The sequence below is a fragment of the Heyndrickxia vini genome, assembly GCF_016772275.1.
GTDB lineage: Bacteria > Bacillota > Bacilli > Bacillales > Bacillaceae_C > Heyndrickxia > Heyndrickxia vini.
Window position 1 is genome coordinate 1269751 of the sequence record NZ_CP065425.1, and the last position, 14539, is coordinate 1284289.

The window sequence follows — 14539 nt, forward strand, 5'->3', positions numbered from 1 at the left end:
ATAGAAGTTAATAGTCTTTCACACGATCATACAGTAAAGAGGAGAATATCAATGGAAAATCTAAATTTATTCACATCTACTCAGGATGTCATTCAGGAAGCCCTTTCAAAATTAGGATTTAATAATGAGATGTATGAACTGTTAAAAGAGCCATTACGAATTTTGACTGTCCGAATGCCAATTAGAATGGATGATGGAACGATCAAAGTTTTTACAGGATACCGTTCTCAACATAATGATGCTGTTGGACCAACAAAAGGGGGCGTTCGCTTCCATCCCGAGGTAAATGAGGATGAGGTAAAGGCATTATCTATGTGGATGACAATTAAATGTGGAATTGTTGATCTCCCATATGGCGGAGGAAAAGGCGGAATTGTTTGCGATCCAAGAACGATGTCAATGGGAGAAATTGAACGATTAAGCCGTGGATATGTTCGAGCGATCAGCCAAATCGTCGGTCCAACAAAAGATATTCCTGCTCCTGATGTTTATACGAACTCACAAATTATGGCATGGATGATGGATGAGTATAGTAGTTTACGTGAAAATGATTCTCCAGGTTTTATTACTGGGAAACCTATTGTACTCGGTGGGTCAGAAGGACGTGATAAAGCGACAGCACAAGGAGTGACCATCTGCATCGAAGAGGCAGCCAAGAAAAAAGGGTTTGATTTAAAAGGTGCACGTGTTGTTATTCAAGGATTCGGGAATGCCGGAAGCTTCTTAGCGAAGTTTCTTCATGATGAAGGTGCTAAGGTTATCGGGATTTCTGATGCTTACGGCGCCCTGCACGATCCTAACGGTTTAGATATCGATTATTTACTCGATCGTCGTGATAGTTTTGGTACAGTAACGACACTATTTGAAAATACGATAACGAATAAGGAACTTTTGGAACTAGATTGTGATATTTTAGTCCCTGCTGCGATTTCCAATCAAATTACTTCGGAAAATGCTAGTAATATTAGAGCTTCGATCGTTGTAGAAGCAGCAAATGGTCCTACAACAGTTGAAGCTACGAAAATCTTAACTGAAAGAGGAATTCTACTCGTACCAGATGTTCTTGCGAGTTCCGGTGGTGTAACGGTTTCTTATTTTGAATGGGTTCAAAATAATCAAGGGTATTACTGGACGGAAGATGAAGTAAATGAAAAGCTACGGAAAAAACTTGTAGAAGCCTTTAATAATGTGTATACAACTGCGGAAACGCGTAAACTTAACATGCGTTTAGCTGCGTATATGGTTGGATTAAGAAATGCTGCTGAAGCATCTAAGTTTAGAGGATGGATTTAACAGTAGTTATATGTAAAAAGAACAGGTATACATGTACCTGTTCTTTTTTATTCTTTATTGCCTATTCGTTCTAGTTTCTGGGGAACGTTCAAACTCTTCATTTGGTTTAAACAAAATCCCTAAATTTATTAACCCGGCAATTCCAACTAGCCCATAAATAATACGAGTCAATGTAGTCGTATTTCCAAAAATAGAAGCAACTAAATTAAAGTGAAAAAATCCGATGAGACCCCAATTAATCGCTCCGATAATTGTTAGTACAAGTGCAATACGTTGAATGGCACTCATCCAATTCCTCCTTTCTCGTTTTAGTGTGAATCGTATACATAATATTTATTCATTTGGTCATCATTAGAACGTAGAGTAAAAGCTTAGTTTCTTGAAAAAATGAAGGTCATTCGATAAAGTGGATAAAGTAGTTGTAAATCTTTTATTGGAGGAATCTCTATGACACATATTCAATTTGATTATTCAAAAGCGTTATCCTTTTTTGGCGAGCACGAACTTACATATTTGGAATCTGCAGTAAAGGCAGCACACCAATCTTTACATAATAAAACTGGTGCGGGAAATGACTTTTTAGGTTGGATTGATCTACCTGTAGAATATGATAAAGAAGAATTTCAACGAATACTTAATGCCTCTGAAAAAATTAAAAATGACTCTGATGTCCTATTAGTTATAGGAATTGGCGGTTCCTATTTAGGAGCACGGGCAGCTATTGAAATGTTAAATCATAGTTTTTATAATTCGCAAACAAATGAAAAACGAAAAACACCGCAAATTTTATTTGTAGGAAACAATATTAGCTCATCGTATATGACTGATGTAATCGATCTGTTAGAAGGAAAAGATTTTTCAATTAATGTAATATCAAAATCAGGTACGACAACAGAACCAGCTATTGCATTCCGTATTTTTAGTAAGCTATTGAAGCAGAAATACGGTGAGGAAGCTGCGAAACATCGTATTTATGCTACGACAGATAAAGCGAAAGGTGCATTAAAAACATTGGCAAATGAGGAAGGCTATGAAACATTTGTTATTCCTGATGATGTTGGCGGACGTTACTCCGTATTAACTGCTGTTGGCTTGCTCCCAATCGCAGTAAGTGGTGTGAATATTCATGAAATGATGGATGGAGCAGCACAAGCGAGAATTGATTTTAATAATGAGAATTTGAAAGAAAATATTTCTTACCAATATGCTGCAGTTCGTAATGTTCTTTATAATAAAGGTAAAACCATTGAAATGCTGATTAATTATGAACCAGGCTTACAGTATTTTTCTGAATGGTGGAAGCAATTATTTGGAGAAAGTGAAGGAAAGGATCAAAAAGGGATTTTTCCTTCCTCTGCTAATTTCTCGACTGATTTGCATTCATTAGGACAATACATCCAAGAGGGACGTCGTGATTTATTCGAAACAGTTATTAAAGTGGCTAAAGCTAGACATGAGTTAGTGATTGAAGAAGAAGAACATGATTTAGACGGTCTTAATTATCTTGCGGGAAAAACTGTTGATTTCGTAAATAATAAAGCATTTGAAGGAACTCTATTAGCACATACAGATGGAAATGTTCCTAATTTAATTGTAGAAATTCCAGAAATGAATGCCTACACATTTGGATACTTAGTATATTTCTTTGAAAAAGCTTGTGCAATAAGTGGATATCTTCTCGGTGTGAACCCATTCGATCAACCAGGGGTTGAGGCATATAAGGTAAATATGTTTGCACTTCTAGGAAAGCCTGGTTACGAAGCGAAAAAGGCAGAATTAGAAAATAGATTAAAATAAGAAGAGCGCAAGCGACTTGCTCATCGACGTAAAAACTGGAAGGACTTTGACTGAGATAAAGGAAACGCGGGTGATGTAAGGCGAATCTATGTTGACTTATCGTAGGGAGAAGTCCTGAAGTTTTCTAGTCGATAGGCGCTGGAGCTAGATAAAGCAGTTATTTATTAGAAATATTAATCCTATAAATTTATACTTTCTTACCTTTTAAAAAATCCCCATTTGGGGATTTTTTTATTAAAGAATATGATTGTACTCCATGAGAGAAACTAAGAAAAAAGGAGTGCGATCATACATGTATAAGATTCCCTCAAAAATTGAAGGAAAGCAATTTCAATTGTATAAGCTCGAGCAACTATTAAAACCAAACGGTTATTCCATTGGTGGTGGTTGGGACTATGATCAAGGCTATTTTGATATAAAAATGGCGAATGATGATGGCTATCAATTTTTAAGGGTTCCATTCACTCCAGTCGATGGTCAGCTTGATACAAGAGGTGTAGTCGTTCAACTCGGGACCCCATTTGTTTTGAATCATGTATATCAAAATGATGTTGATGACGAAGCGGGTGTAGGTTATGCCGCAGCAGCATTTGATCAATTTGCTGAGCCGAAAGATGAAGATGGGAATATCCCTAAAAAATATATCGACTATGGAAAAGAATTAGTCCGTGAATTAGAACATATTCTTTTTTCTTAATTTGACTATTTAGAAATAACCAAAAGCTCATCATCATTTGTAATTTTACGATACAGGGGAGGGTTAATCATCGTATCTTCCCCTGTTTTCAATCCAATGAGTAATTTTCGGTCGTCTTGTAAAATGGTACTCAAAGCTTGAAAGGAAAGACCTACCCATTCCGGTTTAATTGAAATATATTTCAAATGATTATCGTTTAAATGATCCATCATAGAAAGTATGGTGTTCGACATCCCGCGGGAGAGGACACTGTTCATCATAATGTATGAAGTTTGCATATTAGTCTGAACAACTTCGTTCGCTCCGCCCCGTTTCGCATTCATAAAGTTTTCTGCCGTTAAAATTTCGACAACACAATACACATCTACATTTATTCCTTTAACAGCAAGTAATGTTAAAATTGTTCCCATGTCGGCATGTATTTCGGTTTTATGTTGATCAGATGTAATTAATACAAAATCGGCATAAGCGATATTCGCCTTTTTCAAAACTTCATCAATATACGGTTTTCCTCTTACAAAGTGAACTTGGCGGGTTAAAAATGGATTTTGTTCAAGTGTATCATCAATCAAAACAATTGGTTGTGGAAAATTAGTTTGCAATAATTGTTCAATAACACTTTTTGAACGGCCATTCCAGCCGATAATAATAATATGGTTTTTTCCAGTAAACATCGTTTTCCCTTTTATATAAGAATTTTGTAATCTTACGGTCGTTGCAGCAAGTGATGCGAAATAAGCAGATACTACGCCCGCGCCGATAAATACAAGAAGGATACCAAGAAGCCTTCCTTTAACCGTTACCGGGTAAACATCTCCGTATCCAACCGTTGCTGTTGTAATAACAGCCCACCAAATACCGACGAAAATAGACGGAAATGATTTCGGTTCAATAAAATGCATGGCTGCCCCAAAAATAATAATGACTGTTATCGCTAATAATAATATCCTTAAAATAACCGGCCAACGAAGAAATCGATAATAAAATTGCTGAAACATTTTATCAGCTCCTTTAAACACCCACCATTATCTCCTAATGCATACAAAACTATAACTTATAAGGATAAAATTCTCTTGTAAGGTTTTATTAAATTGAATATAATAAAAAATAGAGAAGGGGCATTAGCTCAGCTGGGAGAGCGCTACGCTGGCAGCGTCGAGGTCAGGGGTTCGAGCCCCCTATGCTCCATTTGAAAAACACTAACCGACTATGGGTAGTGTTTTTTTGTTTTCGGAGGTGAATGTTAACCTAAAGTTGGACAGAGGTTCCGTTATCTGTGACAAAAGAGGTAGTACTAGAGGTTTGCCGGACACTCGTTCCGTTATTACGGCAAATAGTCATGTTTTTTTATGATTTTCGTCGAATAACGGATTATGTGTCCTCTAACAATACGAAAATAAGGCATTTCATAGAAATAACGGACCCTATGTCCTTTAAAATACAATTGAGGTTGGAAAATCAATATTGTGGTAATTTCTGAGGGGAGAAAACGAGTTTATAACTTCGTGCACGTTGTTTACCGCCTGCAATAGCAAGTATTTGTAAATCAACTAGTTTATACAAAATCCGTCTAGTATGTCGATCACTTATTCTAAGATGATTTGCAAACTCAATGGGAGTGACCGGTCGCAACATGCGACGTGCAAAACGCACAGCCTCTGCCTCAAGCCAAGATAATTGGGATGGTACATCTGTTGAGATGAATTTCCCAATGAAAGATAAAATAAGTTGCTGACATCTTTTTGGTTCATCCCTTATGGATAAATAAGCAATAGGTAGGAATGTCCATCCATCGAGTGCCAATAATGAATGCCTCCAACATAAATCCTTAAATCTTCTTACATCAAGATCTCTGGCGTGAGGACCATATCCTTGAATTTCGATACCTCCTTTAGCTTCCCCAGGCATGTAGGCAAGATCGAGATAGCGATACCCGTTATTGAAATCTCGTACCTCCCATTCAGGATACAAGTGATCAAAATTTCCTACAGCAGGGAACCATACCGAGCGAAGAAATTCGATGGTCCCATGACCCAACCCTTTTTGAAGAATTTCGCGTCTTCTATGGTTTTTCTCATTTGAAATATTATCTTGGTGCCATTTTGTAAACTTATCTTCAAACTGTGACAACAATACACCCCCTTATCCTTATTTTAGTTAGCCATATAAAAATGCCACTTCTTTACAAATACTTAATGCCTAAGCATATTGTAATAGTATCGAAGCGGCACATTAAATGACTGACTATTTCATTTTATTTTAGCTTGAAACGAATGAATCTGCAATTTTTTGCAGGTGAGTAATTCTCCAATTGGACAGAGGTTCCGTTATCTGTGACAAAAGGGGTAATATTAGAGATTGATCGGACTCCCGTTCCGTTAAAGTCAAAAATAACGGTTGTTTTAAATGATTTTCATAAAATAACGGATTGTGTGTCCTCTAAAGGTATGAAATAAAGATTTAATTAGAAATAGCGGAACCAGTGTCCGTTTAAATTCATTTTTCTAATAAATTTAATTAGCAAACCGAAATGTTTTTTTGTACAATGAGTGATGAGATTAAAAATGAAGGGGGAATATAAACTGAATTCGAATACAGACGGCCTTCAATTAATGAAAAGTACTGAAAAAATATGGACAAGGGACTTTATATTAATTTGTTTAGCCAATTTTTTTATTTTTTTAGGTTTCCAAATGACATTACCGACAATCCCATTGTTTGTTGAACATTTAGGTGGAAATGATCAACTCATTGGTTTTGTAGTGGGTATCTTTACTTTTTCAGCATTGCTTCTTCGACCATTTGCTGGCCATGCGCTTGAATCAAAAGGCAGACGTTTTGTCTACTTATTTGGTTTGATAATATTTGTACTGTCAGTCGGCTCATTTGGATTTGCCATGAGCATTATGTTTTTATTTGCTCTACGAATTATTCAAGGGGTTGGATGGGGGTTTTCAACGACAGCATCCGGAACAATAGCTACAGATCTCATTCCACCTACAAGACGTGGAGAAGGTATGGGATATTATGGTTTATCAGGAAACTTAGCATTGGCTTTTGGACCATCACTCGGTCTTGCGTTAGCAGGAGTTCTTACATTTAAGCAATTGTTTTTTATTTGTGCAGGATTAGGAATTGCAGCATTATTATTATCTTCTAAAATTCGATACAAAAAGGTAGAGAAGTCTGAGTCGGCTCCGGTAACAGTTAAATGGGATTTTTATGAAAAAACGGCTCTTTCTCCATCCTTACTATTATTCTTTATCACCGTTACTTTTGGAGGAATTGCTTCATTCTTACCGTTGTATACGGCGCAAAAGGGAATTGCGGGAATTCAATGGTATTTCCTTATTTATGCGTTAGCATTGATGTTGACCAGAACTTTTGCGGGTAAATTATATGATAAAAGGGGACATCAAGCAGTATTTATTCCAGGTGCCTTGTTAATTATTCTAGCGATGATTTTATTAGCATGGCTACCAAATAGCTCCATTCTGTTTGTTGCAGCATTTCTTTATGGATTCGGTTTTGGATCGGTTCAACCAGCTTTGCAAGCATGGTCCATTGAGAAAGCACCAAAGAATAGGAAGGGAATGGCGAACGCTACTTTCTTTTCATTTTTTGACCTTGGGGTTGGTGTTGGAGCAATGGCCTTTGGACAAATTGGGCATTTATTTGGATACGGAAGTATTTACAAAACAGCTGCTATTTCAGTAGTCATTTCAATCATTTTATATTCAGTCATACTGCGAAAAGAGAAAAGTTCAAGTAATAGCAGGGTAAATGCATAAAAGGTAAAAGGGACTGATACTGTTCAGTCCTTTTTCTATATTAACTTTCGATTTCTGTTCCTTTTACTTCATTCAAACTCGAAACGATGTGAAAAATTTCAGTAGTTGGTCTTCTGTGACTTGTGACTGCTTTTAATACGATTAAATGTCCATCTTGTTGAAGGTCTTTAATGCGAATGCCCTCAATGGTTATTTTGTTTTCCTCAATTTGAGTGATTACTTTATCTATACTTAGTTTATCCTTTACTATAATTCGTAATAGGATATCTTTTTTTCTAAGTTGTTGAGGACCGATTTTCGATAAGATAGATGGGATAATTTCAACACTAATCATTAATAAAATAACACCTGCTGCTGCTTCAAAGTAAAAGCCTGCTCCTACTGCAATTCCAATACCTCCTGCGCCCCATATCATTGCTGCAGTAGTCAAACCTGTAATATTATCATTTCCTTTTTTTAAAATCACCCCAGCTCCTAGAAAACCAATACCTGAAACAATTTGTGCTGCTAGTCTTAATGGATCCATTTGAATTGGAACTCCATTTGAAGCTGGAAATAGATATGCTGATTGAATGGATACGATTGTTAATAGGCAGCTAATTATTGAGATTACTAAACTCGTTTTCAATCCTAACGGTTTTCGTTTTAGCTCTCTTTCTAGTCCGATAATTAAACCAAGTACTGCTGATATCCCAAGTTTAAATAATATATTTACGTCTAATAACTCCATCGTTATCCCCTTTCGATGCGTAACCGTATAAACAATGATAGAAAATAGGGTGAAAAGATTATAGAATAGGTGTATATATTTTATCATAATTTTCATACGGAATAAGGAGAGTTATATGAATAATCCAAAAGTAAATCCCTATTTTGCACTTATTATAGGTGTACTAACTGTCTCTACATCAGCTATACTTGTGAAACTTTGTACTTCAGGTGCAGGAGCGATTGCGTTCTATCGGCTTTTTTTCTCTGTTATTATTATGTTGCCGTTTTTTTTATCTAAGAACGTTAAGGAATTAATAAAAATATCGAAAAAGGATTGGGTTTTCTCTGGTATATCTGGTGCTTGTTTAGCGTTTCATTTTATCCTCTGGTTTGAATCTTTAAACTATACATCAGTAGCAAGTTCCACTGTTTTAGTTACACTACAACCTTTATTTGCATTTGCTGGGACTTTTATTTTTTTTTAAGAGTCCTTTACGTTAAAAGCAATATTCTGCGGTGTTTTTGCGATTATAGGTAGTATTGTTATTAGTTGGGGAGATTTCACGATTAGCGGAATGGCATTGTTTGGAGATTTATTAGCTTTTTTAGCATGCATGTTAGTTACTGCCTATTTATTATTTGGTCAAAATGTCAGAAAACGCATGTCTCTAATGTCGTATACATTTATTGTCTATACTATCAGTTCGCTGATTCTATTAATCTATGTTTTAGTAAGAGGCGAATCGCTTATTCCTACTGATAATATGGATTGGATTTACTTTTTACTTTTAGCTATTCTCCCAACACTATTAGGACACACACTTTTCAACTGGACAATTAAATGGTTAAGCACTTCTATTATTTCAATGGCAATATTATTTGAACCTATTGGTGCTTCAATTTTAGCTTATTTTATTTTAGAGGAAAATATTATCTGGACACAAGTTATCGGCGGATTGATCATCCTTCTTAGCATAACCCTTTTCATTATTGATGAAAAAAAAGCTAAGGCAAAATCGTTTGATACAAAAACAATTCAAGTCTAATAAAAAGTTTCTTTCGGCTTAACCTATCCTTTAATCTTTAAATAAACAGATAGGTTAAGCCTGAAAAAACAAATGCCATGATTAAGGTAAATAATATAGTGATAAAATGTTGGAATTTATTATTACCTATTTTTTTTTCGAAAAAGTATGTGCAGGTAAATAAATAAAATGTCATCGAAAGTGAAACTAGTAATGCGAAAATATTTATCTAACTCACCTTCCCAAATAATATTAAATTTGATAATATATATTTAACTATTGTCCATAGTATGATTAATAGGATTTAAAAATTTTTTCAAAAAAAAGCATTGCAACATGATAATATCCGTGTTATATTATTAAACGTCCGATACGGAAGTGTTTATAAAAACTTCAAAAAACATTTAAAAAAAGTGTTGACTGAGAATCGGAAAGATGTTAATATTTAAAAGTCGCTTTAAGAGCGAAAATTGATCTTTGAAAACTGAACAAAACGAAACGTCAATAAATTAACTTTTTAGAGCTAAATCAAACATCTTTTTGGAGAGTTTGATCCTGGCTCAGGACGAACGCTGGCGGCGTGCCTAATACATGCAAGTCGAGCGAACTTGATGGGAGCTTGCTCCCTGAGAGTTAGCGGCGGACGGGTGAGTAACACGTGGGTAACCTGCCTGTAAGACTGGGATAACTCCGGGAAACCGGGGCTAATACCGGATAACTTTTTCCTTCGCATGAAGGAGAATTGAAAGGTGGCTTTTAGCTACCACTTACAGATGGACCCGCGGCGCATTAGCTAGTTGGTGAGGTAACGGCTCACCAAGGCGACGATGCGTAGCCGACTTGAGAGGGTGATCGGCCACACTGGGACTGAGACACGTCCCAGACTCCTACGGAGGCAGCAGTAGGAATCTTCCGCAATGGACGAAAGTCTGACGGAGCAACGCCGCGTGAGTGATGAAGGTTTTCGGATCGTAAAACTCTGTTGTTAGGGAAGAACAAGTATCGTTCGAATAGGGCGGTACCTTGACGGTACCTAACCAGAAAGCCACGGCTAACTACGTGCCAGCAGCCGCGGTAATACGTAGGTGGCAAGCGTTGTCCGGAATTATTGGGCGTAAAGCGCGCGCAGGCGGTTTCTTAAGTCTGATGTGAAAGCCCACGGCTCAACCGTGGAGGGTCATTGAAACTGGGAGACTTGAGTGCAGAAGAGAAGAGCGGAATTCCACGTGTAGCGGTGAAATGCGTAGAGATGTGGAGGAACACCAGTGGCGAAGGCGGCTCTTTGGTCTGTAACTGACGCTGAGGCGCGAAAGCGTGGGGAGCGAACAGGATTAGATACCCTGGTAGTCCACGCCGTAAACGATGAGTGCTAAGTGTTAGAGGGTTTCCGCCCTTTAGTGCTGCAGCTAACGCATTAAGCACTCCGCCTGGGGAGTACGGCCGCAAGGCTGAAACTCAAAGGAATTGACGGGGGCCCGCACAAGCGGTGGAGCATGTGGTTTAATTCGAAGCAACGCGAAGAACCTTACCAGGTCTTGACATCCTCTTGCTCTCCCTAGAGATAGGGATTTCCCTTCGGGGACAAGAGTGACAGGTGGTGCATGGTTGTCGTCAGCTCGTGTCGTGAGATGTTGGGTTAAGTCCCGCAACGAGCGCAACCCTTGACCTTAGTTGCCAGCATTTAGTTGGGCACTCTAAGGTGACTGCCGGTGACAAACCGGAGGAAGGTGGGGATGACGTCAAATCATCATGCCCCTTATGACCTGGGCTACACACGTGCTACAATGGATGGTACAAAGGGTTGCTAGACCGCGAGGTTACGCCAATCCCATAAAACCATTCTCAGTTCGGATTGTAGGCTGCAACTCGCCTACATGAAGCCGGAATCGCTAGTAATCGCGGATCAGCATGCCGCGGTGAATACGTTCCCGGGCTTTGTACACACCGCCCGTCACACCACGAGAGTTTGTAACACCCGAAGTCGGTGAGGTAACCTTTTGGAGCCAGCCGCCGAAGGTGGGACAGATGATTGGGGTGAAGTCGTAACAAGGTAGCCGTATCGGAAGGTGCGGCTGGATCACCTCCTTTCTAAGGAATATGGAAGACCACTGACGTGGTTACAAAAAGACGCTTTCGTTTTGTTCAGTTTTGAGAGGTTAATTCCTTTCAAACTAATTGTTCCTTGAAAACTAGATAAAATGAGAAATAACCAAGTAATAACCGAGAATCGCCACTTTATGGATGAATCCATTAAGTAAGTAATAAACAACCTTTTTAGGTTAAGTTAGTAAGGGCGCACGGTGAATGCCTTGGCACTAGGAGCCGATGAAGGACGGGACTAACACCGATATGCTTCGGGGAGCTGTAAGCAAGCTTTGATCCGGAGATTTCCGAATGGGGGAACCCGCTGCCCGTAATGGGGTAGTATCCTTACTTGAATACATAGAGTATGGAAGGCAGACCCGGGGAACTGAAACATCTAAGTACCCGGAGGAAGAGAAAGCAAATGCGATTTCCTGAGTAGCGGCGAGCGAAACGGAAGAAGCCCAAACCAAGAGGCTTGCCTCTTGGGGTTGTAGGACACTCTATACGGAGTTACAAAGGAACGAAGTAAATGAAGAGGTCTGGAAAGGCCCGTCAAAGAAGGTAACAACCCTGTAATTGAAACTTCGTTCCCTCCAGAGTGGATCCTGAGTACGGCGGGACACGTGAAATCCCGTCGGAAGCAGGGAGGACCATCTCCCAAGGCTAAATACTCCCTAGTGACCGATAGTGAACCAGTACCGTGAGGGAAAGGTGAAAAGCACCCCGGGAGGGGAGTGAAAGAGAACCTGAAACCGTGTGCCTACAAGTAGTTAGAGCCCTGTGCGTATTTCCTTCGGAAAGACGCCGGGTGATAGCGTGCCTTTTGTAGAATGAACCGGCGAGTTACGATTTCAAGCGAGGTTAAGCTGAAGAGGCGGAGCCGCAGCGAAAGCGAGTCTTAATAGGGCGAATGAGTTTGAGGTCGTAGACCCGAAACCAGGTGATCTACCCATGTCCAGGGTGAAGGTAAGGTAACACTTACTGGAGGCTTCGAACCCACGCACGTTGAAAAGTGCGGGGATGAGGTGTGGGTAGCGGAGAAATTCCAATCGAACTTGGAGATAGCTGGTTCTCTCCGAAATAGCTTTAGGGCTAGCCTTAAGGTAAGAGTCTTGGAGGTAGAGCACTGTTTGGACTAGGCCTCATCGGGTTACCGAATTCAGACAAACTCCGAATGCCAATGACTTATCCTTAGGAGTCAGACTGCGAGTGATAAGATCCGTAGTCAAAAGGGAAACAGCCCAGACCACCAGCTAAGGTCCCAAAGTATACGTTAAGTGGAAAAGGATGTGGAGTTGCTTAGACAACCAGGATGTTGGCTTAGAAGCAGCCACCATTTAAAGAGTGCGTAATAGCTCACTGGTCGAGTGACTCTGCGCCGAAAATGTACCGGGGCTAAACGTATCACCGAAGCTGTGGATGGACACCGTCTGGTGTCCGTGGTAGGAGAGCGTTCTAAGGGCTGAGAAGCTAGACCGTAAGGACTGGTGGAGCGCTTAGAAGTGAGAATGCCGGTATGAGTAGCGAAAGAAGGGTGAGAATCCCTTCCACCGAATGCCTAAGGTTTCCTGAGGAAGGCTCGTCCGCTCAGGGTTAGTCGGGACCTAAGCCGGTAGAAAGGCGTAGGCGATGGACAACAGGTTGATATTCCTGTACCACCTCTTCACCGTTTGAACGATGGGGGACGCAGGAGGATAGGGTAAGCGCGCTGCTGGAATAGCGCGTCCAAGCAGTTAGAGGGGTGACGAGGCAAATCCCGTCACCATGTACCTTGAGCTGTGATGGCGAGGGAAATATAGTACCGAAGTTCCTGATTCCACACTGCCTAGAAAATCCTCTAGTGAGGTGAAAGGTGCCCGTACCGCAAACCGACACAGGTAGGCGAGGAGAGAATCCTAAGGTGAGCGAGAGAACTCTCGTTAAGGAACTCGGCAAAATGACCCCGTAACTTCGGGAGAAGGGGTGCTCTGTTAGGGTGCAAGCCCGAGAGAGCCGCAGTGAATAGGCCCAGGCGACTGTTTAGCAAAAACACAGGTCTCTGCGAAGCCGCAAGGCGAAGTATAGGGGCTGACGCCTGCCCGGTGCTGGAAGGTTAAGAGGAGAGGTTAGCGCAAGCGAAGCTTTGAATTGAAGCCCCAGTAAACGGCGGCCGTAACTATAACGGTCCTAAGGTAGCGAAATTCCTTGTCAGGTAAGTTCTGACCCGCACGAAAGGCGCAACGATCTGGGCACTGTCTCAACGAGAGACTCGGTGAAATTATAGTACCTGTGAAGATGCAGGTTACCCGCGACAGGACGGAAAGACCCCGTGGAGCTTTACTGCAGCCTGATATTGAATTTTGGTACAGCTTGTACAGGATAGGTAGGAGCCTTTGAAGCCGGAGCGCCAGCTTCGGTGGAGGCGTCGGTGGGATACTACCCTGGCTGTATTGAAATTCTAACCCGCACCCCTGATCGGGGTGGGAGACAGTGTCAGGCGGGCAGTTTGACTGGGGCGGTCGCCTCCTAAAAGGTAACGGAGGCGCCCAAAGGTTCCCTCAGAATGGTTGGAAATCATTCGCAGAGTGTAAAGGCACAAGGGAGCTTGACTGCGAGACCTACAAGTCGAGCAGGGACGAAAGTCGGGCTTAGTGATCCGGTGGTTCCGCATGGAAGTAGTATCGCTCAACGGATAAAAGCTACCCCGGGGATAACAGGCTTATCTCCCCAAGAGTCCACATCGACGGGGAGGTTTGGCACCTCGATGTCGGCTCATCGCATCCTGGGGCTGTAGTCGGTCCCAAGGGTTGGGCTGTTCGCCCATTAAAGCGGTACGCGAGCTGGGTTCAGAACGTCGTGAGACAGTTCGGTCCCTATCCGTCGTGGGCGTAGGAAATTTGAGAGGAGCTGTCCTTAGTACGAGAGGACCGGGATGGACGCACCGCTGGTGTACCAGTTGTCTTGCCAAAGGCATCGCTGGGTAGCTATGTGCGGAAGGGATAAGTGCTGAAAGCATCTAAGCATGAAGCCCCCCTCAAGATGAGATTTCCCTTAGTTTATCTAAATAAGACCCCTGAAAGATGATCAGGTTGATAGGTTCGAGGTGGAAGTGTGGCGACACATGGAGCTGACGAATACTAATCGGTCGAAGACTTATCCTA

General features: G+C 40.8%; 8 protein-coding genes, 1 tRNA gene, 2 rRNA genes and 1 pseudogene. 8 read left to right on the forward strand and 4 right to left on the reverse strand.

The features are described 5' to 3' along the window. Positions 1-51: 51 nt before the first annotated feature. Positions 52-1293 carry a Glu/Leu/Phe/Val family dehydrogenase gene (locus tag I5776_RS06255; RefSeq protein WP_202779537.1) on the forward strand — a complete coding sequence of 414 codons (1242 nt, stop codon included), beginning with the start codon at positions 52-54 and terminating at the stop codon, positions 1291-1293. Between the two features lie 54 nt (positions 1294-1347). Here the strand turns inward: I5776_RS06255 and I5776_RS06260 are convergent, their stop codons facing one another. Beyond that, positions 1348-1581: a DUF378 domain-containing protein gene (locus I5776_RS06260; protein WP_202779539.1), complete on the reverse strand. Its 234-nt coding sequence runs from the start codon at positions 1579-1581 to the stop codon at positions 1348-1350. Between the two features lie 159 nt (positions 1582-1740). Between I5776_RS06260 and I5776_RS06265 the strand changes: the two genes are divergently transcribed. Both I5776_RS06265 and I5776_RS06270 read left to right on the forward strand, forming a co-directional pair. Continuing rightward, a complete protein-coding gene (locus I5776_RS06265; RefSeq protein WP_202779540.1) occupies positions 1741-3090 on the forward strand; it encodes a glucose-6-phosphate isomerase in 1350 nt (449 codons plus the stop codon). Between the two features lie 292 nt (positions 3091-3382). Further along, positions 3383-3787, forward strand: coding sequence for a YugN-like family protein (locus I5776_RS06270; protein WP_202779541.1), 405 nt, complete (start codon positions 3383-3385; stop codon positions 3785-3787). Positions 3788-3792: 5 nt separating this feature from the next. Here I5776_RS06270 and I5776_RS06275 read toward each other — a convergent pair whose 3' ends face one another. Further along, positions 3793-4785: a potassium channel family protein gene (locus I5776_RS06275; protein WP_202779542.1), complete on the reverse strand. Its 993-nt coding sequence runs from the start codon at positions 4783-4785 to the stop codon at positions 3793-3795. A gap of 117 nt (positions 4786-4902) precedes the next feature. Between I5776_RS06275 and I5776_RS06280 the strand changes: the two genes are divergently transcribed. Next, positions 4903-4975 (forward strand) — tRNA-Ala (locus I5776_RS06280). 270 nt (positions 4976-5245) lie between these two features. On the opposite strand, the gene I5776_RS06285 is transcribed toward I5776_RS06280, so the two are convergent. After that, positions 5246-5917, reverse strand: a complete 672-nt coding sequence (locus tag I5776_RS06285) for a transcriptional regulator (RefSeq protein ID WP_202779544.1) — start codon at positions 5915-5917, stop codon at positions 5246-5248. A 434-nt stretch (positions 5918-6351) separates the two neighbouring features. Between I5776_RS06285 and I5776_RS06290 the strand changes: the two genes are divergently transcribed. Further along, entirely contained in the window at positions 6352-7578 is a 1227-nt protein-coding gene (locus I5776_RS06290; protein ID WP_246483940.1) for an MFS transporter, read from the forward strand. A 40-nt stretch (positions 7579-7618) separates the two neighbouring features. Here I5776_RS06290 and I5776_RS06295 read toward each other — a convergent pair whose 3' ends face one another. Continuing rightward, complete coding sequence (locus I5776_RS06295) at positions 7619-8308, reverse strand: MgtC/SapB family protein (RefSeq protein ID WP_202779545.1); 690 nt, start codon at positions 8306-8308, stop codon at positions 7619-7621. 115 nt (positions 8309-8423) lie between these two features. Between I5776_RS06295 and I5776_RS06300 the strand changes: the two are divergent. From I5776_RS06300 to I5776_RS06310, 3 genes and pseudogenes are all read left to right on the forward strand, one after another. Continuing rightward, positions 8424-9335 (forward strand): annotated as a pseudogene (locus I5776_RS06300) (DMT family transporter). A 516-nt stretch (positions 9336-9851) separates the two neighbouring features. Next, positions 9852-11402 (forward strand): 16S ribosomal RNA (locus I5776_RS06305). A gap of 189 nt (positions 11403-11591) precedes the next feature. After that, a 23S ribosomal RNA gene (locus I5776_RS06310) occupies positions 11592-14539 on the forward strand. The 16S and 23S rRNA genes sit together here, the layout of an rRNA operon.

Bases quoted from the DNA above. Each gene is read 5' to 3' on its own strand.
- I5776_RS06255 (WP_202779537.1), top strand. From the start codon at position 52: ATGGAAAATCTAAATTTATTCACATCTACTCAGGATGTCATTCAGGAA.
- I5776_RS06260 (WP_202779539.1), bottom strand. From the start codon at position 1,581: ATGAGTGCCATTCAACGTATTGCACTTGTACTAACAATTATCGGAGCG.
- I5776_RS06265 (WP_202779540.1), top strand. From the start codon at position 1,741: ATGACACATATTCAATTTGATTATTCAAAAGCGTTATCCTTTTTTGGC.
- I5776_RS06270 (WP_202779541.1), top strand. From the start codon at position 3,383: ATGTATAAGATTCCCTCAAAAATTGAAGGAAAGCAATTTCAATTGTAT.
- I5776_RS06275 (WP_202779542.1), bottom strand. From the start codon at position 4,785: ATGTTTCAGCAATTTTATTATCGATTTCTTCGTTGGCCGGTTATTTTA.
- I5776_RS06290 (WP_246483940.1), top strand. From the start codon at position 6,352: ATGAAGGGGGAATATAAACTGAATTCGAATACAGACGGCCTTCAATTA.
- I5776_RS06295 (WP_202779545.1), bottom strand. From the start codon at position 8,308: ATGGAGTTATTAGACGTAAATATATTATTTAAACTTGGGATATCAGCA.